Origin of the sequence: Lentzea sp. NPDC051213 (assembly GCF_044455585.1) — a bacterium.
GTDB lineage: Bacteria > Actinomycetota > Actinomycetes > Mycobacteriales > Pseudonocardiaceae > Lentzea.
Map to the genome: position 1 here is coordinate 610,444 of NZ_JBITEX010000002.1, position 23,809 is coordinate 634,252.

General features: G+C 68.4%; 26 protein-coding genes. 18 read left to right on the forward strand and 8 right to left on the reverse strand.

Going from position 1 to position 23,809, the window contains the following annotated elements; genetic code table 11:
* The first annotated feature begins 103 nt into the window (after positions 1-103).
* Complete coding sequence (locus ACIA8G_RS09530; RefSeq protein ID WP_396418675.1) at positions 104-355, forward strand: NPCBM/NEW2 domain-containing protein; 252 nt, start codon at positions 104-106, stop codon at positions 353-355.
* Positions 356-450: 95 nt separating this feature from the next.
* Here ACIA8G_RS09530 and ACIA8G_RS09535 read toward each other — a convergent pair whose 3' ends face one another.
* The gene (locus tag ACIA8G_RS09535) at positions 451-1,227 is read right to left on the reverse strand and encodes a S1 family peptidase (protein WP_396417897.1); all 777 of its coding nucleotides are present in this window, start codon (positions 1,225-1,227) and stop codon (positions 451-453) included.
* A gap of 1,013 nt (positions 1,228-2,240) precedes the next feature.
* Positions 2,241-3,629, reverse strand: coding sequence for a KamA family radical SAM protein (locus ACIA8G_RS09540; protein WP_396417898.1), 1,389 nt, complete (start codon positions 3,627-3,629; stop codon positions 2,241-2,243).
* 130 nt (positions 3,630-3,759) lie between these two features.
* On the opposite strand from ACIA8G_RS09540, the gene ACIA8G_RS09545 reads away from it, so the two are divergent.
* Entirely contained in the window at positions 3,760-4,224 is a 465-nt protein-coding gene (locus tag ACIA8G_RS09545) for an FxsA family protein (RefSeq protein WP_396417899.1), read from the forward strand.
* Positions 4,221-4,781 carry a GNAT family N-acetyltransferase gene (locus ACIA8G_RS09550; RefSeq protein ID WP_396417900.1) on the forward strand — a complete coding sequence of 187 codons (561 nt, stop codon included), beginning with the start codon at positions 4,221-4,223 and terminating at the stop codon, positions 4,779-4,781. Before ACIA8G_RS09545 ends, ACIA8G_RS09550 begins: the two co-directional genes overlap by 4 nt.
* A gap of 3 nt (positions 4,782-4,784) precedes the next feature.
* Here ACIA8G_RS09550 and ACIA8G_RS09555 read toward each other — a convergent pair whose 3' ends face one another.
* Together ACIA8G_RS09555 and ACIA8G_RS09560 are read right to left on the reverse strand one after the other, a co-directional pair.
* Positions 4,785-5,180, reverse strand: coding sequence for an SsgA family sporulation/cell division regulator (locus ACIA8G_RS09555; protein ID WP_396417901.1), 396 nt, complete (start codon positions 5,178-5,180; stop codon positions 4,785-4,787).
* 94 nt (positions 5,181-5,274) lie between these two features.
* Positions 5,275-5,409, reverse strand: a complete 135-nt coding sequence (locus tag ACIA8G_RS09560) for a hypothetical protein (RefSeq protein ID WP_396417902.1) — start codon at positions 5,407-5,409, stop codon at positions 5,275-5,277.
* Between the two features lie 65 nt (positions 5,410-5,474).
* On the opposite strand from ACIA8G_RS09560, the gene ACIA8G_RS09565 reads away from it, so the two are divergent.
* From ACIA8G_RS09565 to ACIA8G_RS09630, 14 genes are all read left to right on the forward strand, one after another.
* On the forward strand, positions 5,475-6,434 hold the full coding sequence (locus ACIA8G_RS09565; protein ID WP_396417903.1) for a TIGR03885 family FMN-dependent LLM class oxidoreductase: 960 nt from the start codon (positions 5,475-5,477) through the stop codon (positions 6,432-6,434).
* On the forward strand, positions 6,431-7,933 hold the full coding sequence (locus tag ACIA8G_RS09570; RefSeq protein WP_396417904.1) for an alpha-amylase family protein: 1,503 nt from the start codon (positions 6,431-6,433) through the stop codon (positions 7,931-7,933). Before ACIA8G_RS09565 ends, ACIA8G_RS09570 begins: the two co-directional genes overlap by 4 nt.
* 36 nt (positions 7,934-7,969) lie before the next feature.
* Positions 7,970-9,082 (forward strand): P-loop NTPase fold protein, encoded by a 1,113-nt coding sequence (locus tag ACIA8G_RS09575; RefSeq protein ID WP_396417905.1) that lies wholly within the window; start codon positions 7,970-7,972, stop codon positions 9,080-9,082.
* On the forward strand, positions 9,079-9,888 hold the full coding sequence (locus ACIA8G_RS09580) for a hypothetical protein (protein ID WP_396417906.1): 810 nt from the start codon (positions 9,079-9,081) through the stop codon (positions 9,886-9,888). The genes ACIA8G_RS09575 and ACIA8G_RS09580 overlap by 4 nt, the downstream gene beginning before the upstream one ends.
* A 70-nt stretch (positions 9,889-9,958) precedes the next feature.
* Positions 9,959-10,969: an L-erythro-3,5-diaminohexanoate dehydrogenase gene (locus ACIA8G_RS09585; protein ID WP_396417907.1), complete on the forward strand. Its 1,011-nt coding sequence runs from the start codon at positions 9,959-9,961 to the stop codon at positions 10,967-10,969.
* Entirely contained in the window at positions 10,962-12,509 is a 1,548-nt protein-coding gene (locus ACIA8G_RS09590) for an amidohydrolase (RefSeq protein WP_396418676.1), read from the forward strand. The genes ACIA8G_RS09585 and ACIA8G_RS09590 overlap by 8 nt, the downstream gene beginning before the upstream one ends.
* Positions 12,510-12,513: 4 nt before the next feature.
* A complete protein-coding gene (locus ACIA8G_RS09595) occupies positions 12,514-14,085 on the forward strand; it encodes a lysine 5,6-aminomutase subunit alpha (protein WP_396417908.1) in 1,572 nt (523 codons plus the stop codon).
* The gene (locus ACIA8G_RS09600) at positions 14,078-14,830 is read left to right on the forward strand and encodes an OAM dimerization domain-containing protein (protein WP_396417909.1); all 753 of its coding nucleotides are present in this window, start codon (positions 14,078-14,080) and stop codon (positions 14,828-14,830) included. The genes ACIA8G_RS09595 and ACIA8G_RS09600 overlap by 8 nt, the downstream gene beginning before the upstream one ends.
* A gap of 26 nt (positions 14,831-14,856) precedes the next feature.
* A complete protein-coding gene (locus tag ACIA8G_RS09605) occupies positions 14,857-15,225 on the forward strand; it encodes a hotdog domain-containing protein (protein ID WP_396418677.1) in 369 nt (122 codons plus the stop codon).
* Positions 15,226-15,281: 56 nt separating this feature from the next.
* Entirely contained in the window at positions 15,282-16,715 is a 1,434-nt protein-coding gene (locus ACIA8G_RS09610) for a DUF4331 domain-containing protein (RefSeq protein WP_396417910.1), read from the forward strand.
* Positions 16,716-16,789: 74 nt separating this feature from the next.
* Positions 16,790-17,893 (forward strand): tetratricopeptide repeat protein, encoded by a 1,104-nt coding sequence (locus ACIA8G_RS09615; protein WP_396417911.1) that lies wholly within the window; start codon positions 16,790-16,792, stop codon positions 17,891-17,893.
* Positions 17,890-19,227, forward strand: coding sequence for a nickel/cobalt transporter (locus ACIA8G_RS09620; protein WP_396417912.1), 1,338 nt, complete (start codon positions 17,890-17,892; stop codon positions 19,225-19,227). The genes ACIA8G_RS09615 and ACIA8G_RS09620 overlap by 4 nt, the downstream gene beginning before the upstream one ends.
* Positions 19,228-19,243: 16 nt before the next feature.
* A complete protein-coding gene (locus ACIA8G_RS09625) occupies positions 19,244-19,558 on the forward strand; it encodes a hypothetical protein (protein ID WP_396417913.1) in 315 nt (104 codons plus the stop codon).
* A 53-nt stretch (positions 19,559-19,611) separates the two neighbouring features.
* The gene (locus tag ACIA8G_RS09630; RefSeq protein WP_396417914.1) at positions 19,612-19,983 is read left to right on the forward strand and encodes a GntR family transcriptional regulator; all 372 of its coding nucleotides are present in this window, start codon (positions 19,612-19,614) and stop codon (positions 19,981-19,983) included.
* A 14-nt stretch (positions 19,984-19,997) separates the two neighbouring features.
* Here the strand turns inward: ACIA8G_RS09630 and ACIA8G_RS09635 are convergent, their stop codons facing one another.
* The gene (locus tag ACIA8G_RS09635; protein WP_396417915.1) at positions 19,998-20,987 is read right to left on the reverse strand and encodes a methyltransferase; all 990 of its coding nucleotides are present in this window, start codon (positions 20,985-20,987) and stop codon (positions 19,998-20,000) included.
* A 119-nt stretch (positions 20,988-21,106) separates the two neighbouring features.
* Between ACIA8G_RS09635 and ACIA8G_RS09640 the strand changes: the two genes are divergently transcribed.
* Entirely contained in the window at positions 21,107-22,222 is a 1,116-nt protein-coding gene (locus ACIA8G_RS09640; RefSeq protein ID WP_396417916.1) for a LuxR C-terminal-related transcriptional regulator, read from the forward strand.
* Between the two features lie 29 nt (positions 22,223-22,251).
* On the opposite strand, the gene ACIA8G_RS09645 is transcribed toward ACIA8G_RS09640, so the two are convergent.
* Genes ACIA8G_RS09645 through ACIA8G_RS09655 form a run of 3 tightly spaced genes read right to left on the reverse strand, consistent with a single transcriptional unit; the run spans position 22,252 to position 23,789 of the window.
* Positions 22,252-22,647, reverse strand: coding sequence for a DUF6228 family protein (locus tag ACIA8G_RS09645; RefSeq protein ID WP_396417917.1), 396 nt, complete (start codon positions 22,645-22,647; stop codon positions 22,252-22,254).
* A gap of 9 nt (positions 22,648-22,656) precedes the next feature.
* Positions 22,657-23,400, reverse strand: a complete 744-nt coding sequence (locus tag ACIA8G_RS09650) for a hypothetical protein (RefSeq protein WP_396417918.1) — start codon at positions 23,398-23,400, stop codon at positions 22,657-22,659.
* Positions 23,397-23,789, reverse strand: a complete 393-nt coding sequence (locus ACIA8G_RS09655; RefSeq protein ID WP_396417919.1) for a DUF6228 family protein — start codon at positions 23,787-23,789, stop codon at positions 23,397-23,399. The genes ACIA8G_RS09650 and ACIA8G_RS09655 overlap by 4 nt, the downstream gene beginning before the upstream one ends.
* Positions 23,790-23,809: the final 20 nt, after the last annotated feature.

Below are 23,809 nucleotides of genomic sequence, written 5' to 3' on the forward strand. Positions count from 1 at the left end.
AGGCATGCCAGGCGCACACGATCCGCAGAGGACACGAGAGTGGCGGCAACCTTGCCATCGAGACCTCCGGCAGGCGAGAACCCGATAAGCGCATTGGAGTTCCCTGGCCGCGAGCAACGGCTGGGGCTCTGTCGAACGCGACACGAGCAATGGCGAAGCCGAACTCGGCGACGGTCGTCCCATCAGCCTGCGGGGCACCGGATTCCCACGCGGCCTGGGCACACACGCAAGGTCGGAGATCGAACTTACCTGGCCGGCGCCTGCCCTGGCTGGGCCCGGACACCGCCGCCAACTTCCACAGCGCCATGACCCGTGTCGCCGCCGACCTGCACGGCCGCGGATGTCTGGTCGCTGACCGCGGCACCCCGCCCGCACCCCGGCCCCGCCGAGCTGTGGGAACGGTGGCCGCCCCTGGGCCTGGGCGGCCACCGTTCCCACAGCTCTGATGCGTTACGAGACTGGCTGGGCCATCAGCGCTTCGCTTTGCTTCTTGATGTCGGCGGCGAATGCGCTGACCTCGGTAAAGACGCCAGGCCAGTTCATCGGCCTGCCGCAGGCGCCACCCCAGCTCACGATGCCGACCTGGATCCAGCCGCCGTACGCGTCGCGGTGCAACAGCGGTCCGCCAGAGTCGCCGGGGCATTGATCGTGGCCGTTCTCCGTCCGGGTGCAGATGTTGGCACTCGGCTTCATCTGGGAGCCCATGATGGCGAGGCAGCTGGCGTCGTCCACGGCCGGCGCTTCGGTCCTGGTCTTCAGCAGGTACCGCTGCTGCGGGCCGCCCCTCTCGGTCGCGCCCCAGCCGGCGAGGATGAACCGGCCGTTGTTGAACTCGGCCGTCGTGGCGGTCGGCAGGGTCGGGGTCGTGAGCGGCTTGTCGAGCCGGACGAGGCCCCAATCCTCGTCGTACCAGAACCCGTCTGGGCGGTAGATGTGGGTTGACCGGGTGATCGTGCGGTCTGGGCTTTCCAGGTCGACGGCTCCGGTCACCGCCGTGAGCGTCGTGTTGCGACCCGATTCTTCGGGCAGGCAGTGTGCGGCGGTCAGCACGATCTGCGGGGCGATCAGCGTTCCGGCGCAATTGGCCGGAAGTAGCCGCACCATCCACGGCATTTCCTTCTGCGCGACCGGGATGCCATTGGGGATCGCTTCCGCCGAACCGACGATAAGCGACGTGAGGACGGCAGCCGCGGCGGCCGTGACGAGTAGTTTGCGATGTAAGCGCACGATGCGTCTCCCCGAGCGTCATGTCGTTGATCTGATCCAGCAGTGGCCTGAAGCGGATGATCTCGTTGGTCTTGCCGTGTACAACGGGCGCAATCTCGACACCGCGTCCCGGGCCTGCTCTCAGCGCGTTACAGGTGACCCGCGGAACCTCGGCTTGATCTTCTTTCGGCAGCGTCAGCGTGGAGTTGGACTCCGGCGGTTGCCAGGATGGCCAAACCGGCGGCCAACGTTTCCGCTCGTCGAGCACTACTTATGTTCGTGGACAGCTTTCCTGGACGATGTAATATTCACCATTGCTGTGGTTGCGCCATCGTTTCAGCCTTCATCGAGGATGGTCGTGGATCCCCACTTTCATGATCGACGCTTGGGTGCTTTCTGGGAATTGACCGGTGACCACCAGTCATACCGAGTCCCCTTGCTGGAATTCCCTGAATGCCGGATTCGCCGATTCACGTTGGTGATCATGCTACGACCCGTAGCGCTGTCCGAAAAGCTCTTCTGTGGGTCGTTGGACCGAAGGGTATCGATCGTGGGTGTTAAGGCACGTTTGTTGCTGCCAATGCAACCGAGGCCCCCGATGTGCGTCTGTCCCCAACATTCACACTTGGTCCGGGGCTGGGGCCCGACTGGATGAGGTACGTCTGCCGTTCACCGCAGCTGTGGGCCGGAGTGAAGACAAGGGCGTCGAGTCGGAGGGTCTGCTGCCGATCGCCGCGACCGGCACGCTCGTCGTCTCCTCGGAAGCGGACGCGGATGGCGACCGCAAAGGCATCGCCGCACACAAGGGCAGTGGCTACTGGATCGCGGTGGGAGGCCGACGGCAAGAAGTTGCCGAACCTGCTCCTGGAAGTCCATTGTGGATGGTAGAGACGATCCACAATGGACTTCCTGGGGCATTCAGGGGCATTTGACGTCGGGACCCAATGAGGCCCCATGGGGTCTGACCAGGCAAACAAACATGCCAATGGGGCCGCCTTCGGGAGATGTCCCGAAAACGGCCCCATCGTGACCCGTCAGCTCTGGTTCGACCACCACGTCTTGCCGGCCTCGCCAAGGGTGGAGATCGGGTCGTAGTACGGGTAACGGCGGTCCAACGCCTCCGGGTCCTCGAGCTCGATCCCGGTCCGGTAGTTCTTGGTCCAGTACGAAATCCCGAGCTCCCGGTCGTACTCCGCGAGCTGGTGCACCCACCGCTTACCGACGTACGGCACGTCGCACACGATGCGAGGAGTGGCGTACCCAGGCAGGTAGCCCATGATCGCGTGCTGCAGCTCCTGCGCCTCCCACACCGACACCCGCCAGTGCTCGGCGTTGGGGATCATGTCGCACATGTAGAAGTAGTACGGCAGGATGTTCGCTTCCCCTTGCAGCGCAAAGCAAAGGTCCAGCAGGTCGTCCGAGGTGGCGTTGACGCCCTTCATCAACACACCCTGGTTGCGCACGTCGCGAACGCCGACCTCCAACGCGGTCCGCGCCGCCTCGGCGACGAGAGGCGTCACCGACTGGGCGTGGTTCACGTGGGTGTGGATCGCGAGGTTGACGCCGCGGCGCGACGCCGTGCGGGCGACGCGCTCCAGGCCCTCGACGACGCGCGGCTGGAGCCAGTGCTGGGGGAGACCGGCCAGGGCCTTGGTGGCCAGCCGGATGTCGCGGACGGTCTCGATGTCGAGCAGCCGCATGAGGAACGACTCGAGTTGCGGCCACGGCACGTTCGCCACGTCGCCGCCCGACACCACCACGTCGCGGACGCCGGGGGTCTTCTTCAGGTAGTCGATCATCTGGTCCTGGCGGTCGACCGGCTTCAGCGACAGCTTGTGCTTGTCGATCAACGGCGTGGAGTTGCCGACCAGGTCCATGCGGGTGCAGTGACCGCAGTACTGCGGGCAGGTCGACACCATCTCGGCGAGGACCTTGGTCGGGTAGCGGTGGGTCAACCCCTCGACGACCCACATCTCGGCCTCGTGCAGCGAGTCGCGCTGGGAGTGCGGGTGCGACGGCCACTGCGGGTCGCGGTCGGAGGACACCGGCAGCATGTAGCGGCGCACCGGGTCGTTCAGGAACGCGTCGGTGAACTCGTCCGGCGTCAGTGCCGCGTCGACCGCCATCGTGTTGAACATCTGCGGCGGGATCAGCATCGACATCGTCGCGAAGGCTTCCATGTCCTTCGCGAGATCGTCGTAGAACCGGTCGGTCAGCAGGTCGCCCGCGACCTTGCGGAGCTGCTTCACGTTCTTCACGCAGTTCACTCGTTGCCACTGCGCGTCCCGCCACTGCGCCTCGGTCACGTGGGCCCAGCCGGGGAAGCGCCGCCAGTCAGGTTCGACCAGCTCACGGCGGACGTACGTGTACGGCTGGCGGTCCAGCCGTTCCAACGCCGTCGGGGCGTCGTGCAGCGCAGTCATCCGTACTCCTCAGCGTCGAGGTCGCGTAAAGATATCCTGTCACATCGCAAGCTTGCCGTAAATATTTCAGCTCAAGACCTGGTTGAGGGCGGTTCGGGAGCATTTGGGCGCCCCCGTACGTTCTTCTGACATGCCCCTCTTCGCGCTGCTGCTGCTCGGGATGTTCGCCGAGATCGCGGTCATGATCGCCGTCGGCAACGCCATCGGCGGGCTCTGGATGATCGCGTTGTTGCTGGTCGGCACCCTCGTCGGCCTGTCACTTGTGCGCCGGCAGGGCGCGCAGACGATGGCCGCGTTCTCCGAGGCCGTGTGGAAGCGCCAGCAGCCGCATCAGGAGATGGCGGACGGCGTGCTGATCGCGGCGGCCGGTGCGCTGATCATGGTGCCCGGCTTCATCAGCGACGTGGCGGCGCTGTTCCTGCTGTTCCCGCCTACGCGCAAGCTCGTGAGCCGCAGGATCGCGCGCAAGGCGGAGGCGGCCGCGCTGAAGTTCGAGCACGAGCGCCGGTTCGGCGCCGGTCAGGTCGTCGAGGGTGAAGTCATCGACGTCGAGGCCGACCACGTGGTGATCAACGAACGGCGCGAGCTGACGTGATCCGTGCGTACCGGCCCGCGGACCTGGACGCGCTCTACGACATCTGCCTCGACACCGGCAACGGTGGCCTGGGCGTGCGCCACCTGTTCGACGACCCTCGCCTGATGGGCCACGCCTACGTCGGCCCGTACGTCGCGTTCGAACCGGACCTGGCGTTCGTGGTGGAGGACGACTTCGGGGTCTGCGGCTACGCGATCGCGGCGTCCGACACCGAGGCGTTCGAGGACCGGATGGAGCGCGACTGGTGGCCTGACCTGCGCGTTCGCTACCCGATGGTGGCAAGCCCGAACCGGGTCGTGCAGCAGATCCACGAGCCGGCGCGGGTCGACCCGTTGCTGATCAAGGACTATCCGGCGCACATGCACGCGAACCTGCTGCCCCGTGCGAAGGGCAAGGGGTTCGGCGGCACGTTGGTGCGCACGGTGCTCGAACGTCTGGAGAAGGGCGTCCACGTGCACGTGCGGCACCACAACACACACGCGGTCGGCTTCTGGGAGCACCTCGGCTTCCGCGTCGTCGACTCCGCCGAGAAGCTCGTCCTGGGGCTGCGCCTCTAGCCGTTACGCGAGCAGGTCCTTCAGCAGCGAGTCGAAGTCGAGGACCTCACGCCCGGCCGGCACGACCGCGTAGGTCGACTCCAGGAACCGGTGCAGCTCGTCGGCCGACAGGTGGAACACGGCGTGCGATTCCTCGGTGAACAGCTCCAGCACGAGTACGTCCCCGTGGTCCGGCCGCAGCCGCACGTCCCCGACGCCCGCCGGCGCCAGCAGCCCGTCGGACAGCAGGTCCCGCCCCACGAGCCAGGTCGACTCCTGGTCCCTGGTGTGAAAACGCAAGGTCACGGCATGCGGATCGTCCGTGCGGTACTGGAGGTCGACGTCCATCGGCTCGACTGAGCCGTCCGGCCGAATGAACTCAACGACGGTCGCGGTACCGACCCGAGTCTCGTTGAACATCGCCGTTCCTCCTCCGGTGCGAGGGTGCTGATGTCCACACGGATGCTCTCTCGGATCGGTTCAACCCTCCGCGGAAGAAATTTTCGGCCGGTGTTCAGCGCCTGCAGATGTCGGAGGCGGGCGCCTGGTCCTTGCACCAGCCGGCTTCGCTTGCGGCGGAGGCCGCCGGGCTGAGGAACGCGACGAGGGCGACGGCGGAGGCGAGCAGTGCTGCGATTCGGATCTTCATGCCCTGTCCACGCCAGAACCGCGACAAAGGTTGCCTCACTCCCCGCCTCGGGTACCTGAAGTGCCATGACCCTCTACGGGATCCACGCCTCGCACGAACAGATACACCCCTCCAGCCTGCTGACGGCCGTGCGCAGAGCCGAGGAAGCCGGGTTCGCCGCGGCGATGAGCTCCGACCACTTCTCACCCTGGAGCGCCCGCCAGGGCGAGTCGGGGTTCGCCTGGTCCTGGCTCGGCGCCGCGCTGCAGGCCACCAGCCTCCCGTTCGGCGTCGTCACGGCCCCCGGCCAGCGCTACCACCCGGCCATCACCGCGCAGGCGATCGGCACCCTCGCCGCGATGTATCCGGGCCGCTTCTGGGCCGCGTTGGGCACCGGTGAGGCCAGCAACGAGCACATCACCGGTGACGGCTGGCCGCGCAAGGACCTCCGCACGGCCAGGCTGCGCGAGTGCGTCGACGTGATCCGCGCGCTGCTCGCCGGCGAGGAGGTCAGCCACGACGGCCTCGTCCGGGTCGACCGCGCCCGGCTCTGGACGCTCCCGGACGAGGTGCCGCTGCTGATCGGCGCCGCCGTGAGCCCGCAGACCGCTCGGTGGTGCGCCTCGTGGGCCGACGGACTGATCACGGTGAACGCCCCGCCCGAGCGGTTGCGCGAGGTGGCCGACGCGTACCGGGACGCGGGTGGCCGGGGCAAGCTCCACCTGCAGGTGCACCTCAGCTGGGCCGAGGACGACGAGACCGCCCTGGCCATCGCGCACGAACAGTGGCGCAGCAACGTCTTCCGCCCACCCGTGTGCTGGGACCTGGAACTCCCCGAGCACTTCGACGTGATCGCCGAGCACGTCACGCCCGAGCAGGTCGCCCAGGTCGTCGACGTCTCCTCAGACCTGAAGTGGCACGCCGAGCAGCTGCACACCTACGCGTCACTGGGCTTCGAGGAGATCTACCTGCACCACGTCGGCCAGGACCTGATCCCGTTCGTCGACGCGTTCGGCGAGCACGTCCTGCCGGAGGTGACGTCATGATCCGCACGTCAGATGTGTGGTGGAAGAACGCCGTCATGTACTGCCTGGACGCGGAAACCTTCTCCGCCAACGGCTTCCGCGGGCTCACCGAGCACGTCGACCACCTCCACGCACTCGGCGTCACCTGCGTGTGGCTGATGCCGTTCTACCCGACGCCCGAACGCGACGACGGCTACGACATCACCGACTTCTACGCCGTCGACCCGCGGCTGGGCTCGCTCGGCGACTTCGTGGAGTTCGTGCGCGCGGCCCGCGACCGGGGGATGCGGGTGATCGCCGACCTCGTCGTGAACCACACCTCCGACCAGCACCCGTGGTTCCACGACCCGTCGAAACGCGACTGGTACGTCTGGGCCGACGAGCCGCCGGCGGACGGTCCCCAGGGCGTCACGTTCCCGGACGAGGAGAACAGCCTCTGGGAGTACTCCGAGGAGGTCGGCAAGTACTACCTGCACCGCTTCTACAAGCACCAGCCCGACCTGAACGTGGCCAACCCCGAGGTGCGCGACGAGATCGCCCGGATCATGGGCTTCTGGATGGAACTCGGGCTCAGCGGCTTCCGCGTCGACGCCGTGCCGTTCCTGCTGGAGCCCTCCGGCCGCCTCGACGCGCTGTCGTTGCCCGACCCGCACGACTACCTCACCGACCTGCGGGCGTTCCTGAACCGCCGCAACGGCGAAGGCGTCCTGCTGGGCGAGGTGAACCTGCCGTACAAGGACACGATGGCCTTTTACGGTCAGGGCGTCGGCGACGAGCTGACCATGTGCTTCGACTTCGTCGGCATGCAGGCGATGTACCTTGCCCTCGCCCGCAAGTCCTCGGGTCCTCTGCAGACGGCCTTGCAGGAACGCCCTCACCCTCCACGCGACGGCCACTGGGCGACGTTCGTCCGCAACCACGACGAACTGACGCTGGACAAGCTGCCTGCGGACGAACGCCAGGAGGTCTTCGACGCCTTCGGTCCAGATCCGTCGATGCAGCTCTACGGCCGCGGCCTGCGCCGGCGGCTGCCGTCGATGCTCGGCGGCGACCAGCGCCGCATCCGCATGGTCTACAGCCTGCTGTTCACGTTGCCCGGCACGCCGGTGCTGTTCTACGGCGAGGAGATCGGCCTGGTCGAGGACCTGTCGCTGGAGGGCAGGCTCGCCGTGCGGGTGCCGATGGACTGGCAGGCCGCGGGGGAGCAGCGCCGTGACCCCGACTCGCTGCTGGCCTGGCTGCGGCTGCTGGTCGAGCGCTACCGCGAGTGCCCGGAGCTGGCGTGGGGCACCGTCGAGGTGCTCGACGCAGGTGATCCGGCCGTGTTCGCGCATCGGGCCGACTGCGACGGCGGCACGGTGATCGCCGTGCACAACTTCTCCGATCAGGAGATCACCGTGCGGGTCCCGGCCACCGGGGTGCTCGACGATCTGCTGACCGGCGGCCGGGTGAAGCCGGCGAAGAGCGGCGCCAAGGTGGATCTCGGACCGTACGACTGCCGGTGGTACCGCATGGCGTAGCGAAAAGAGGATCACGGGCGACAACCGAGTGTGTCCGTGTCCGATCAGCCTGCCACGAAAGACGAACTCGGCTTCGACCGGTTCACCGAGCCGCTCGCGCGGACGATCGCCGAAATCGACCGCCGCAGCACGCCGTGGACGGTCGGCGTCTACGGCGAGTGGGGCAGCGGCAAGACGACGTTCCTGCGGTTGGTCGAGACGAAGCTCCGAGAGGAGGGCGTGCGGCCGATCTGGTTCAACGCGTGGAAGTACTCCCGCGACGACAACCTGTGGGCCGCCCTGATCGAGAAGATCGTCGTCGACGCCCGCCGCTCGGTGCCCTGGTATCGCGTCCCGGACGTGCGCCTGCGCATCTGGCTGCGCTCGATCGACCTGCGTGCGGGCTTCTTCGAGCTCTTCCGCAAGCTCCTCGCGATCGCGTTCAAGGTCGCGATGCTGGCCGCGCTGATCCTCGTCGCGGTCAGCCTGGTCCCGGTCACCGGCAACCCGGTCACCGGCTGGTTCGCGAACAAGCCCTTGCTCGCCGATCCGCTGGTCCGGGTGCTGGTCGGGGTCGTGGCGGCACTGGGAACGAAGCCGGAAGCGCTGCTGAAGCTGTTCGACGTGCGGCTGGGCGCCGACCTCGGCGCGTTCCGGCGGCGCCGGGCGCACCGGTCGCAGACGGCGCTGATCGACGACTTCACGGCCGAGTTCCAGGGCGTGCTGAAGATCGTCTACCCGAAGAAACCCCTCGTCGTGATCATCGACGATCTGGACCGCTGTCTGCCAGAGCAGACCTTGCAGATCATCGAGACGATCAAGCTCTTCCTCGACGAGGAGGGCTGCGTGTTCCTGCTCGCGGTCGACAGGGAGGTCATCGAGCACGCGATCCGGGTGAAGTACCAGGACCTGCCCGCGGTCGGTGAGCTGGGGGAGACCTTCTTCGAGAAGATCGTGCAGCTGCCGTACTCGCTGCCACCGCCGGCCGCCGGCAAGGTCGACTCGTACATCCGCACGATGTCTCCGGACCCGGATGTGCTGGCCTGTCTGCCGATCCTGCGCGGCACCGCGCCGTACAACCCGCGCCGGATCAAACGCAACGTGCAGGCGTGCGACTGCCAGCAGACCGACCGGGACTCGAGCGCGCGCGACCGAACCTGGACGCGTTGATCGAACATGCCGAGGCGATCGTGCCCGCAGGTGTCGCGCGCCTGCAGGTGAAGCTGGCACGCACCTGGCTCGCGGCCGGCGCGTGGCGCGAAGCGCAGGTGTATGCGCAGAGGGCGCAATGGTGGGACAAGGGCAGCTCGGAGCCGCCCGAACTGCTTGCCGCGATTCGCGGGTACACGGTCGTGCTGCTGGGCAGGCTCGACGACGGCAGGGCCGAGCTGGCGCCGCAACTGCAGGTCGCGTTCGGCAAGGCGCCGTACGAGGTGGTGAACCGCGAGAACCCGATCTCCGAAATGATCAGCTCGCCGCACCGGGTCGACTGTGCGGTGGCGGTCGTGGCGGCCGACGTCGGGGTGACGGCCGAGCTGCGCGACCAGTTCGCTGTCGCACTCGCCATCGGTGCGAGCATCGGGATCGCGTTGACCCGGATCAGCCATGCGGTTCGTGAGGTCGAGCTCGACCTGGGGCCGGACTTTCCTGATGTGCCTGTCGTGCGCGCGGGGTCCGGCGACGAGATCTACGAACTGGCCGACCGCATCCCCGGATGGATCAAGAGTCAAGGCGCCGAGACCGAGTGCACGCAGTTCCGCGCCCTGCTCATGACGCCTGAGGACCACTCCCCACCGTCCACGATGATCGACTTCGGCGAGCACCGGCGCACGGCCTCGGTGCTCGCCGAACTCCCCGGTGCCGCCGAAGACACCGTGCTCGTGCTGTTCGAGGTGAGCGAAGCCGTGTCCGTGATGGCTGGCGCCCGGTTCGTCTGCGAGCTCGGAAGCGGGGTCGTGACCAGGATCGTCAAGTGAAGCTTGCGGGATCTTGACGTGCTACGTGAAGATATTGTCGAGACAGCGTCGTCGACCGAAGGATTTTCAGGTGAGCGCGTACGGACTGCACCGCGTCCTCGAACCAGAGGGTGTCCTGCCCCAGCAGGCGTGGCGCCTCGACGCGGAACCCGTGCCCGCCGCCGACGAGGTGATCGTCGCGGTCGAGCGGCTCAACCTGGACGCGGCGTCGTTCCGGCAGCTCAGGGAGCAGCACGGCACCGGCGACAGGATCCGGCAGGCCGTGCTGGAGATCGTCCAGGAACGCGGCAAGATGCAGAACCCGGTCACCGGCTCCGGCGGCATGCTGCTCGGCACCGTGCTGGAGGTCGGGCCGGAGTCGCCGCTCGGGCTGAAGGCCGGCGACCGGATCGCGACGCTGGTCAGCCTCACGCTGACGCCGTTGAGGATCAACGACGGGCTGCAGGACTGGTCCGGCGAGGACGAGCAGGTGCCGTGCCGGGGGACCGCGGTGCTGTTCGGGCGGTCGATCGCGGCCGTGCTGCCCGGCGACATGTCCAACGAGCTGGCGCTGTCCGTGCTGGACGTGTGCGGTGCGCCGGCGCTCACCGACCGGGTCGTCCGCAAGCACCCCGGTGGGTCGGTGCTGGTGCTCGGCGGTGGCGGCAAGTCCGGGTCGCTCTCTCTCGCGGCCGCACGTCAGGCCGGTGCGACGCGCCTGGTGGCCCTCGTTCCCACCGAGAAGGAAGCCGACGACGTCCGCAGGGCAGGCCTCGCGGACGAGGTCGTGATCGCGGACGCGCGCAACCCGGTCGCCGTCGCCGAAGCGGTCGGCAAGCAGGTCGACGTCACGGTCGTGTGCGTGGACGTGCCGGGGTGCGAGCACGGCGCCATCCTTGCGACCGCCGACGGCGGCACCGTGATCTTCTTCTCGATGGCGACCTCGTTCAGCGCCGCCGCGTTGGGCGCGGAGGGTCTGGCTGCCGACGTGGAGATGCTGGTCGGCAACGGGTATGTGCCTGGTCACGCCGAGTTCGCGTTGGACCTGGTCCGGACGCAGCCGGGTGTGCGGGCGCTGTTCGAGCAACGGCAGACTGCGTGACGTGAGTACGCAACTTTTGGTCGGCGGCCGCATCTACGCACCGGATGCGTCGGCCATGGCCGTCACGGACGGCGTCGTCGTGTGGATCGGGCAGGACTCGGTCGGCCGCGCGCTGCACCCCGGCGCGGAGGTCATCGAGCTGAACGGCGCGTTCGTCGCGCCCGCGTTCGTCGACGCGCACGTGCACGCCACCTCGGCAGGCCTGCTGCTGACCGGACTCGACCTGACCAGGACGTCCTCTGTGGACGAACTGCTCCGGCTGGTGCGTGCCGCCGACGGTCCTCTGGTGTGGGGGCACGGGTGGGACGAGACGCGCTGGCAGGAGAACCGGCCGCCGACGCGTGCCGAGATCGACGAGGCGGCCCAGGGCAAGACTGTCTACCTGTCGCGCATCGACGTGCACTCGGCCCTCGTCTCGTCGAACCTGATCACCGATGAGACCAGGGAAGCCGACGGGTATTCCGACGAAGGTCCGCTCGCGCGCGCGGCACACCACCACGTACGTGGCGTCGCCAAGGCCGCCATCACCCCGGAGCAGCGTCAGGCCGCTCAGCTGGCGTTCCTGCGCCACGCGGCCTCCAAGGGCATCGCGAGCGTGCACGAGTGCGCCGGCCCGGACATCTCCGGCGAGGACGACCTGCGCGAGTTGCTGGCGCACACCGAAGGCCCCGAGGTGGCGGCCTACTGGGGCGCCCACGAGCTGCCGGACGTGCCGGTGCGCGGCCTGGCCGGCGACCACTTCGTCGACGGCGCGATCGGCTCCCGCACGGCCGCCCTCACCGAGCCCTACGCCGACGCGGACACGAGCGGCGCCCTCTACCTGGACGGCCGGCAGATCGCCGACCACCTGATCAAGTGCACCGAGCTGGACGTCCAGGCGGGCTTCCACGTGATCGGCGACGCGGGCATGGCGGCCGTGATCGAGGGCTTCGCGATCGCGGAGAAGACGCTCGGCACGCCCGCTCTGGCGAGTGCGCGCCACCGTCTGGAGCACGTCGAGATGGTCTCCCCGGAGCAGGCGGAGAAATTGGCCGGGTGGGGCGTCATCGCCTCCGTGCAGCCTCTTTTCGATGCTGAGTGGGGCGGATCGGCCGGAATGTACGTTCAGCGCCTCGGGGCCGAACGCGGAGTGGGGCTCAACCCCTTCTCGCGTCTTGCCGCGGCTGGCGTCGTTCTGGCGTTCGGATCGGACACTCCGGTGACCGCGATCGACCCGTGGGCCGCGGTCAAGGCCGCGGTGCACCACAGGACCGACGGCCACGGCATCTCCCCGCGCGCGGCTTTCACCGCTCACACCCGCGGCGGCTGGCGCGCGGCGGGTGTCGACGACGGCCTGACCGGCACGCTCCAGCCCGGCGCCCCCGCGACGTACGCGGTGTGGGAGACCGGCGATCTGGTCGTGGCCGGCAGTGACGCACGGGTGCAGCGCTGGTCCACCGACCCGCGCTCCGGCGTGCCAGGACTGCCCGATCTCACCGGTCCCGCGCCCGTCTGCGTGCGGACCGTGCTGAACGGCCGCACTATCTACGAGAGGAAGTGACTTCATGGCGTTGCTCGACCTCGACCCGAAGGTGGTCGCCACCGCGCGCAAACTCGCGGCGCGGGCGGCCGAACCGGTGGTGTCCATCGCGAAGGCGCACACCACCGTCGCCGTCGAGCGCGCCACACTCCGCCTCGCAGGCATCACCGGCGCGGACTCCACGCACCGCGCCGGTGACGTGCCGTGGGTGAACCGCGTGATCGACACGGTGCGCGAGCAGTGCGGCCTGGAGCACGGTGTGGTGCTCCCGGCGTTCCACGCACTGCGGAAGTACAACCTCGGGTCACTCACGGAACTCGCCGAGGCCACGGCCGCGGGCCAGATCCAGTTCGAGATCCCCACCGGCAGGGACCTCACGGCCGCTCGCAAGGCCAGCGCCTCCGCGGTCGCCAAGGGTCTCAAGACGGTGGACCGCAACCGGGTCCAGCGCGACAAGCTCGTCGCCAAGTGGGGTGATCCCGCGCAGCGCCCGTGGATCTACCTGATCGTCGCGACCGGCGACATCGACGAGGACGTGATCCAGGCCCAGAACGCGGCCCGCGCGGGTGCCGACATCATCGCGGTGATCCGCTCGACCGGTCAGAGCCTCTTGGACTACGTGCCGGAAGGCGCCACGCACCACGGGTTCGCGGGCACGTACGCCACGCAGGAGAACTTCCGGATCATGCGGGCGGCGCTCGACGACGTGTCCAAGGAGGTCGGCCGGTACGTGCGGCTGACCAACTACGCGTCCGGCCTGTGCATGCCGGAGATCGCGGTGCTGGCGGGCCTGCAGCGGCTCGACATGATGTTGAACGACTCGATGTACGGCATCCTGTTCCGCGACATCAACCCGATCCGCACGTTCGTCGACCAGCGCTTCTCCCGCCAGGTCCACGCCCGCGCGGGCATCATCATCAACACCGGCGAGGACAACTACCTCACCACCGCGGACGCCGTCGACGCCGCGCACACCGTCACCGTCTCGCAGTTGCTGAACGAGCACTTTGCCCACGAGGCGGGACTGCCCGACCACCTGCTGGGCCTCGGCCACGCCTTCGAGATCAACCCGAAGGTGCCCGACTCGTTCCGGCTCGAGCTCGCGCACGCGTTGCTGGCGCGCGAACTCTTCCCGGACGCGCCGCTGAAGTGGATGCCGCCGACCAAGCACATGACCGGCGACGTCTTCAACGGCTATCTGCTGGACGGGTTCTTCAACCTCGCGGGTGTCCTGACAGGACAGTCCATTCTGCTGGTCGGAATGATGACCGAGGCGGTCGTGACGCCGTTCCTGTCCGACCGCGACCTCGCCCTGCAGAACGTCCGGTACGTGCTCAACGCGGCGGGCAGCCTCGCCGAGGACTTCCGCCCCGCGCCGGACGGCCTGATCGTCAAGCGCGCCCACCAGGTGCTCGGCGAAGCGGTGGATCTGTTGGAGCGCATCGTCGACGACGGCCTGCTGAACGCGATCGCGGACGGCACGTTCGGCCTGATGAAGCGGCCGGCCGACAAGGGCAAGGGCGCGGACGGCGTGATCGAGAAGACCGACGGCTACTTCAACCCGGCTTCGGAGCTGCTGGAGGCCTCTGATGACTGACGCCAAGAGGTACGTGCGGCCGTATGGCGACACCACCGGCGACGGCATGATCCAGACGTCGTTCACGCTGCCGATTCCCTTCGGCCCCAAGGCGGACGGCGCGGCGCAGCAGCTCGCGAACAAGATGGGCATGGACCCCGCGATGGTGGTCCACTCCCACCCCATCGGCGACGACTTCACGTTCTTCGTCGTCTACGGCTCGGTGAAGCATCTCGTGGACCTCGACGAGGTGAAGGTCGTCGAGCGCGAATACCCGTTGCTCAGCCCGGCCGAAGTCAACACCACGCTGAAGAAGGTGTTGCGGCGCAAGCTGGTCGTCGTCGGCGGCTGCATCGGCACGGACGCGCACACCGTCGGCATCGACGCGATCCTCAACATCAAGGGCTTCGCCGGCGAGAAGGGCCTGGAGTACTACCGCGAGCTGAAGGTCGTGAATCTCGGCGCGCAGGTCTCGGTACCGGAGCTGGTGCGCAGCGCCCGCACGGAGAAGGCTGACGCGGTGCTGATCTCCCAGGTCGTGACCCAGCGGGACGCGCACATCCTGAACACGCAGGAGATGTCCGCGGCGTTCCGCGAGGCGATGGGGGACAGGCGGCCGTTGCTGGTCGCGGGCGGCCCTCGGTTCGACCCGCTGATGGCAGGCGAGCTCGGGGTCGATCGGGTGTTCAGCCGGGGTACCACTCCGGGTGAGGTCGCGAGCTACCTGGTGCACGCGATGCAGGAGAAGAAGGGGGTCGCCGCGTGAGCGGGGCTTTGGTCGAAGGCTTTTCCGTGACGCACCGCCGTTACGTACCGCACTCGCACGCGCACTACGGCGGCAACCTCGTCGACGGTGCCTACGGGCTGGGCATGTTCGGTGACGTCGCCACCGAGCTGCTGATCCACACGGACTCCGACGAAGGGCTGTTCGCGGGGTACAGCTCGGTCGAGTTCGTGGCACCGATCCAGGCCGGCGACGTCATCGAGGCGTCGGCGACGTTGGTGCGCATCGGGAAACGCTCGCGTGAGATCGAGTTCGAGGCCCGCGTGGTGTGCCGGTCGGCGCCCGATCGCGGACCCTCCGCGGCGGATCTGCTCGCTGAGCCGATCGTCGTAACCCGTGCCCGCGGAACGGTCGTCGCGCCGAAAACCGCCGAATAAGTCCGAACCGGAAGGCGTCCTGCTCCGAATCCCCGCCGTGGGAAGGGAGCAGGACAATGTCAACTAGCAAGAGAACCCGATTACGGCGCGGCGTGATCGCCGCGGCCGTGGTCGCGGTGGCCGCGGCGGTGCCCACTGTTGCAATAACAGACGCAGGAGCCTCCAGCCACCGCGAAGCACCGCTCATCGCCGCGGACCCGTTGGTGGACAACACCGACGTGTACGCCTTCACCAGTCCTGACAAGCCGGACACGGTCACGCTCATCGCGAACTGGTTCGGGTTGCAGGAACCCAATGGTGGCCCCAACTTCTACCCGTGGGCCACCGACGCCAGGTACGACATCAACATCGACGCCGACGGCGACGCGGTGCCGGACAAGACCTTCCGGGTCACGTTCACCACCGACGATCGGCGTGGCGGCAAGTCACCGACCTTCCTCTACAACAACGGGCCGGTCACGTCGATCAACGACGACAACCTGTTGTTCCGACAGAACTACAACCTCGAGCTCATCGAGCCCGGCAAGGCCCCAACGCCACTCGTGCGCAACGGTCGTGCGGCACCGTCGAACACCGGACCCGCGTCGTTCCCGAACTTCGCGGCGATCAGGGACCAGGCGACGGTGAAGGTCCCCGGTGGTGGCCAGGTCTACGTCGGACCGGCGGAGGACTCGTTCTTCCTGGACCTGCGGGTGTTCGACCTGCTGTACGGCGGAAACCTGAAGGAGGTCAACCAGGACACCTTGATGGGCTACAACGTCAACACCATCGCCATCCAGGTGCCCAAGACGATGCTCGCGCTCAAGAACGACCCGAAGCGCAATCCGGTGATCGGCGTGTGGAGCGACACCGAGCGCAGGTCGCTCAAGCTCGAGCCGGGCAAGGCGACCCCGCAGGGCGACTTCGTCCAGGTGTCGCGGCTGGGCAACCCGCTGGTCAACGAGGTGGTCGCGTCGGCGCCCCTCAAGGACGCGTTCAACGGGCTGCAACCCGTGCAGGACGCGAAGGTTCAGGCGTTGCTGGACCGGGTGACCGACCCGGAGCTGGCCAGGCTGATCCAGTCGATCTACGGCATCCCGGCGCCGAAGACGCCGCGCAACGACCTCGTGGAGATCTTCCTGACCGGGATCACCACGAAGGCCGGCGGCCCGATCAAGGTCGACCTCAACTCGCAGCTGAACAACGCCGACGTGGATCCGAAGAAGTTCGCCCCGTCGGAGATGCTGCGGCTCAACATGTCCACGCCGGTGACGAAGAACCCGAACCGGCTCGGCGTCCTCGGCGGTGACCTGCAAGGGTTCCCGAACGGCCGCAGGCTCGCCGACGACGTGGTGGACATCGAGATCCAGGCGGTTGTTGGTGCGGCGCTGACCGGCAAGCTCGTGCCGGCGCTCGCCAAGGGAGACCGGGTGAACGGCAACGACGTTCGCTTCGGTGACAAGTTCCCGTACGTCGGACTGCCGAGCAACCAGGCAGTCAACTACCGCTGAGTGAGCCCCTGGGGACGCGTGCCGCCCCCCGACACCCCCGCACGCGTCCCCAGGCCCTCGAAGGGTGCGTTCAAATGTGGAAAGTCATTGCGCTGGTTGCTGCCGTCTTCACCTTGAGCGCCTGCGCCCAGCCCTCCGATCCGCCGATGTCGTCCCGTTCTTCCTTGCAGAACACCGCGGAGTCTCTGCAAGCCAAGCTGCGCCGCACCCCCGAGGACTCCGCCGCGTGGGCCCAGCTCGGTGCCACGCACGTCGAGATCGCCCGCGTCTCGTTCGATCCCTCGCACTACTCCCGCGCCGAGAAGGCGCTGACGGAATCGTTGCGGCTCAAGCCGGAAGGCAACGGCGAGGCCTTCATCGGCCGCGGTGCGCTCGCGAACGCCAAGCACGACTTCGCTGTCGCCCGCGACTGGGGTCAGCGCGCGGTGTCGGCGCTGCCGGACTCCGCTCCGGCTCAGGGCGTGCTGGTCGACGCGCTGACCCAGCTCGGTGACGCCGAGGGTGCATCCGTTGCGCTGCAACGCATGCTGGACCTGCGGCCGGGTGTCGCTTCGTTCACCCGGGCCGCCTACCACTTCGAGCTGCGTGGCCGGCTGGACGAGGCGCGTGGGGCGCTGAACCGGGCGTTGGAGTCGGCGTCGTCCGCCGAGGAGGCCGCGTTCTGCCGGTTCCAGCTGGGCGAGCTGGCGTTCAACGAGGGCAAGTTCGACGAGGCTTTGACCTACTTCACGGACTCCGCGCCGGGCAAGGCGAAGGTGGCCCTGCGGCAGGGGCGCACCGACGAGGCGGTGGAGGCGTACCGCACGCTGGTGTCGAAGGTGCCGTCGCCGGAGTACCTCGTCCGGTACGGCGAGGCGTTGGAGAAGACGGGCAAGTCCGGTGAGGCTCGGGCGCAGTACGACCTCGCGCTGCAGCAACTGCGCGCTTTGGGTGGAGACGATCTCACCGCCGCGTTGATCGCCGCCGATCACGGTGACCCGGCCGAGGCGTTGCGGTTCGCGGAGAAGGAATGGGCGAAGCGGCAGAGCGTCTTCACCGCCGACGCGATGGCGTGGGCCCTGCACGTCAACAAGCGGTCCGCGGAAGCGTTGCCCTACGCGGACAAGGCGGTCGCGCTCGGGTGGCGTGACCCTGAGGTCCTGCGGCACCGCGAGGCGATTCTGAGGAGTCTGCGATGAAGGCGTTCCTGCTGGTCCTGTTCGGACTGTTCGGCGTGCTGCTGATGGGCGGGGTGGCGCAGGCGCACCCGTTGAGCAACCTCAGCGTGAACCACTACGACGGCCTGCGGGTGTTCCCCGACCGGATCGAGCTGCGGTCCGTTGTGGACAGTGCGGAGATCCCGACCCTGCAGGACCGCGACTTCGTCGACGCACGCAAGCGCTGCGCGGAACGGGCGAAGTCGCTGGACGCGATGGCGGACGAACGCCGGCTGCAGTGGGAGGTCCGCGAGGCGGACGTCGTGCGCCCGCCGGGTGAGGCGGGCCTCCCGACGATGCGGTTGACCTGCGACTACGTCGCGCTGCTGCCGGTGCGCGGCGAGGTCGAGGTGACCTTCAGCGACTCGTACCTCAACGAGAAGCCGGGCTGGCGCGAGATCACCGTCGTCGGTGTCGACGTCGCGGTGTCCGGCGCGCCGGCCGAGTCGATCAGCAACGAGCTCCGCGACTACCCGGAGGACCTGCTCTCGTCGCCGTTGGACGTGCGCGCGGTCCGGTTCGTCGCGGAACCAGGCGAGGGAACGGTCATCACCCCGCCTGGGGCATTGGGTAAAGCCACGAAGGCGGCCGTCGGCCTGGTGGGTGATCTCACCCCGGTGGTCGGAATCGGTGCGGTCCTGCTGTCTCTGGTGCTGGGCGCGTCCCATGCGGCGCTGCCCGGCCACGGCAAGACCGTGATGGCCGCCTACCTGGCGGGTTCGAGGGGAACCCGCCGCGACGCATTCCTCGTTGGGGCCACGGTCACCATCACCCACACGGCGGGGGTCTTGGTGCTCGGGCTGCTGCTCAGCGTGTCCAGCGTGATCGCGGGCGAGTCGGTGTTGCGCTGGCTCGGCGTTGCGAGCGGTCTGCTGGTCGCGGTGATCGGAGGAGTGCTGCTCCGCTCGGCGGTGCTGGGTCGTCGTCGTAAGCGGCACGGCGACGACTCCGGCCATGGGCACGGACATGGGCACGGACACGCCCATGGGCACGGTCATGGTCATGGGCACCGCCGAGCGGGGCTTGTCGGAATGGGAATCGCGGGCGGCCTCGTGCCGTCGCCGTCCGCACTGGTGGTCCTGCTGGGCGCGATCGCGCTGGGCCGCACGTGGTTCGGCGTGGTGCTGGTGCTCGCCTACGGGCTGGGCATGGCGGCGACGCTGACCGCCGCCGGCCTGCTGCTGGTCTCACTGCGGGACCGCTTCGGGCCGCGCCTGGCCCGCTTCCGCAAGTACGCGGACTTCACGCCGCTGGGCACAGCGGCGCTGGTGATGATCGTCGGAGTCGGTCTGGCCACGCGTGCGCTGGCCGGTTAGTAGGGAGAAAATGGTCATGAAGAAGCTCGTCGTGTTCGTGTTCGCCGCGTTCGCCCTGACCGCGTGCTCGACAGGAGGGGACGTCGCCACTGCCAAGTTCGACGACGAACAGCAGTCCGACATCTCCTGCATGAAGCACCAGGAGCAGACACCGGGGGAGGAGTACTTCGACGAAGGCAACTGGGACACGGTCGTGTCGTTGTCCCTCCTGCGCTACTACACCTCGAACGGGTCAAAGCCCTACTGCGACGGCAAGGCGGCCACGCCGGCCGACGAGGGATGGCGCAAGCTCTACCTGCAGATGGGTGCGGACCAGACCAATCTCCGATGAATCGACCGCAACCTCCGCCCCGTTGACCCGTTGGTCAATACAGAGGTAGTTACATGCGGGGAGGATGGGGCGCAGTGAAGATCGACCACCACGGGGAGATGCCCCCGTACGAGCAGGTGCGTGTGCACTACGCGCACGCGATCTCGAACCGAGACTTGCCGGTGGGCGCCAAACTGCCTACGGTGCGCGCTCTGGCCAAAGACCTGGGATTAGCGGTCAACACGGTCGCCCGCGCGTACCGCGAACTGGAGGAGGCCGGCCTCGTCGAAACGCGAGGCCGGGCCGGCACGGTGGTCAGCGCGAACGGTGACAGCAACCGGGAGAAGGTGCGGTCGGCGGCGGCCAACTACGCGGCCATGTCCGCGGAGTTGGGCCTCGCCGCGGAGGAAGCCCTGGAGATCGTCCGCGCGGCCTTGCGCTCCTGAGCCATGGGGCCGGGTCAGACCGCTTCGGCCGTGACGAGGGTGATCGGTCCGGCGAGCGGCCGGTGTCCGGTGAAGGCCCAACCGGTGTCAGCCAGCCATGCGGTGCCTTCCTCGACGCTGTAGACGTCGCCGTCGTTGACGTGGATCGCGAACTCCCCGGCCATGAGCGCCGCGGGCAACGGCTGGGTGTGGGTGGGGTCGGTCCAGAAGTCCGCGACCAGCAACAACCCGCCCGGCTTCGCGGCCGCGCGGACCTTCCGCAGGATCGCCTGGTTCGTCTCGGGCGTGAAGTAGTGGATGACGTTGGCCAGCAGGAAGGCGTCGTAACCGGTCGGGAGGTCGTCGGTCAGGACGTTCCCCGCGCGGACATCGATCCGCGTGGTGGTGCGCAGCCCCTGCTCGGCGACGGCGGCGACCTCGGGCAGTTCGAACACGGTCGCGGTGAGTTCGGGGTCGGACTCCGCGAGGGCCCGAGCCCACGAACCGGTCCCGCCGCCGATGTCCAGCACCCGGCTCCCCACCGGGAGCCCGGCCACGCCGGGGAGTGCACGGCAGGCACCGGCGGTGGCGGCGTCGATGCCGGCCGACATGACGGGCACGAGCTCGTCGTCGATCTCGAAGATCTCGTGGGAGGGCCGGCCGCGTCCGAGCGCCCCGGCCAGGTCGGTCCACGCCGGATAGCTGAGTCTGTCCCAGAACCTCAGCAGCGGTCTGAAGTCCGCGGGCGTGGTCCCCGCCAGGAAGGTGGCGGCCACCGGTGTGTTCGCGTACCGGTCGCCGTGCCGCTCGAGGAGCCCGAGCGCGACCATGGCATCGGCGCTGATGCGCGCCGTGCGCTGGGGGAGACCGGTGCGGGCCGCCAGTCCGGCCAGATCGGCCGGTCCTTCGCCGAGAGCCTCGAAGAGGCCCAGCTCGTTGGCGGCGAACAGGTGCTTGCTGGCCATGAACCCCTGGGCGAGCTGGAAGATCTGATCCGGGGTCACGGCGTCGTGTGTAGTGGTCATGGCTCCAGCCTGCGGAGCACGTGGCCGCGTCCACCATCCCAGAACGCTGGGCGATCACCGCTGGTAGGGCCCAGATTTCTGGGGGTGTCGCCTTCGGCGCTCCGGCGTAGTCTCCGATCATGGCCCTGGTAGCTCGAGTGCGGGCCGACATCGCGCGCATCGACGCGAGCCGGCTGACCTGGGCGGACTTCACCGCGGGCGTGGCGGAGGCGGTCCGGCCGTTCATCCCGTTCGACGCCTACTGCTGGCACACCGTCGACCCCGGCACGATCCTGTTCACCGGCAGCGTCAACCGGAACGTCGGCTGCTCCGGCTCCTGGCTGGCTCACCACGAGTACGTCGTCGACGACGTCAACAAGTGGTCCTTCCTCGCCAACAGCGGCCGGATCGCCGGGGCGACCAGCATCGACACCCACGGCGACCCCACCCGTTCGGCCAGGCACCGATCGCAGGAGGCCTACGGCTTCGGAGACGAACTGCGCGTCTCGCTCGTCGTCGACGGCGTCTACTGGGGAGCGGCGGCCTTCCTGCGGAACGCGGACCAACCGTGGTTCACCGAGGCCGAGGTGACGGCGATGTGCGCGCTGTCCCCGTCCATCGCCACCGGCCTGCGGCGGACCTTCGCCGCCAGGGCATCGGGCGAGCCCCGCGTGGACTGGGGGCCGGGCGTCGTGGTGTTCGACGAGGAGAGCAGGCCGGAGTCGACCTCGGCAGCCGCGGAACGGTGGATCAGCGAACTCGTCGAGGACCCGGCACCCGACCACCCGAGCGAGTCAAAGATCGTGCAGTCGATCGCCGCGCGAGCCAGAGCCATCCCACCCGGCACGGACCCGCTGGAACTGGCCGCCCGAGCACGCGTCCGCACGCGCGGCGGAACCTGGCTGCTCCTCTACGGAACGCGCCTGGGCCTCGACGGCCGGACCGCGGTGATCATCCACCCCGCCACCCCGCACGACGTCGTTCCCGTCGTGGCGCTGGCCTACGGGCTCACCGATCGCGAGGCGCGGGTGGCGATGCACTGCATCCAGGGCTGTCCCACCAAGGAGATCTCCAAGGCGCTGTCCATGTCGCCCTACACCGTGCAGGACCATCTCAAGTCGATTTTCGACAAGACCGGCGTGCGGACCCGGGGCGAACTGGTCGGGCAGATCTTCCTCGACCACTACGCGACCCGCTGGGAGAAGCCGTCCACCGAGACGCCGGGGGTGTTCGTGCGAGGGATCCGCGGCACCTGAACCGGCCGTTCCGCATTGGTCGGGATTGCTCAGCGGGCGGCGAACATCGCGTGCAGGTCGGCGGCCAGACGACGCATGTCCTCACCGGCGTGAACCCAGGTCGTCACGGTCGCTGACCACGCGGGTGCTTCGAGCTCCAGCCGCCACCGCAGCTCGACGTGGCCGCGGGAGTGGAACGCCGCTGTGACGACCAGTTCGTCCTGGAACGCCCGCCAGACCCGTTCGCCCTGCCAGCCCGCGTAGTCGTCCGCGAGCTCTTCGAAGAAGCGTGCCAGCCCGTCGTGGTCGATCACCTCGATCCCGAGTGACGCTTCCATTCCCGGCGTGCGCAAGGATGCGCCGATCATCGTGATGTCCGCGTCGATCGATGCGCAGTCGTCGAGCAGCACCTTTGTTTCCGGGTGCTTCACGCAGGTGATCACCATGTCGTCGTCCTAGAGGGGGAGCAGGTCCGCGGCGAGCCGGCGCTTCGTTCGCCACTCGCCTTCCGCGCCCGTGGCCCAGGGGAAGCCGCCTTCGCTGAACACCCAGTTCAGGTAGGCGACGAAAGGCATCGTCGTGCCCTCCCCGGAGAACAGCCCGTCCACGCAGCCATCGGGCAGCACGATCCCGTACGGCGCGCCCCCGCTGGTGTTGTCCTTGTGGAGTCTGTCGGGGGCGAGCGGAAGCACGAACAGACCGGCGTCCTCGGGATCCTCCTGCCATTGCGTGAACTCGTCGTCCAGGTAGTCGCGAATCGACTCGCCGGGGTAGCGCGACCCCTCCACCTCGATCACGAGCGGGTCGGACGCCGTGGAGGTGGGCCACTCAGGGTGCGTGCCCACGAGCCACACGTCCCCGACGATCCGCACCCACGACGACAGCGTCATGGGTACGGGGCCGAACCGCTCCTCCAGCCACTGGAGATGCTCGGCCGCCTGTTCGGTGGGCGGCGCGTGGGGCATCGTCGCCGTCTGGGCGTCGTCGTTGGTGTGGAACCTGTAGCCCTCGTTCGTCAGCCGCTCGACGATCAGCTCGATGTTGTGCCGTGCCCGGCGCGCCATCTCGTCGCAGACCGCCTGCGCTTCCTCGGCCCACTCGGAGTCGCGGACGCTGTTGCCGAGCTGACGCAGTTCGTGCCACACCTGGTCGCGCTGCCCGTTCTGGTAGCGACTGAGCCACTGCGGTTGAGAGCTCATGACGCTGCCGCGGTCGGGAGCAGCGCGCGTAGCTCGGCCGCCAGCCGCCGCACCTCGTCGACGGATTCCAGCCAGATCTCGACCGACGCCGTCGAGCGCCCGAGATGCCCGTCCGTCTCCTCGAACCGCCAGTCCAGGGCGACCGCGCCGGCCTCGTTCGTCCGCGCCGACACGACCAGCTCGTGGTGGGGCGACCGCCACTCGCCGACGGGCGATTCGAGGAAGTCCGGCAGGTCGGCGTAGATCTGGATGCCGTCGATCGTTGCCACGACACGGGTGCTGCGCAGCTCGACGGAGACGGTGACGCAGGCGAGCCCGTCCTCGTAGGCGCAGTCGAAGAAGCGGACCCGCGAGCCCCCATGGGCCACGCAGGTGATGATCACGTCCACTCCGGTGAAGGTACAGGTCT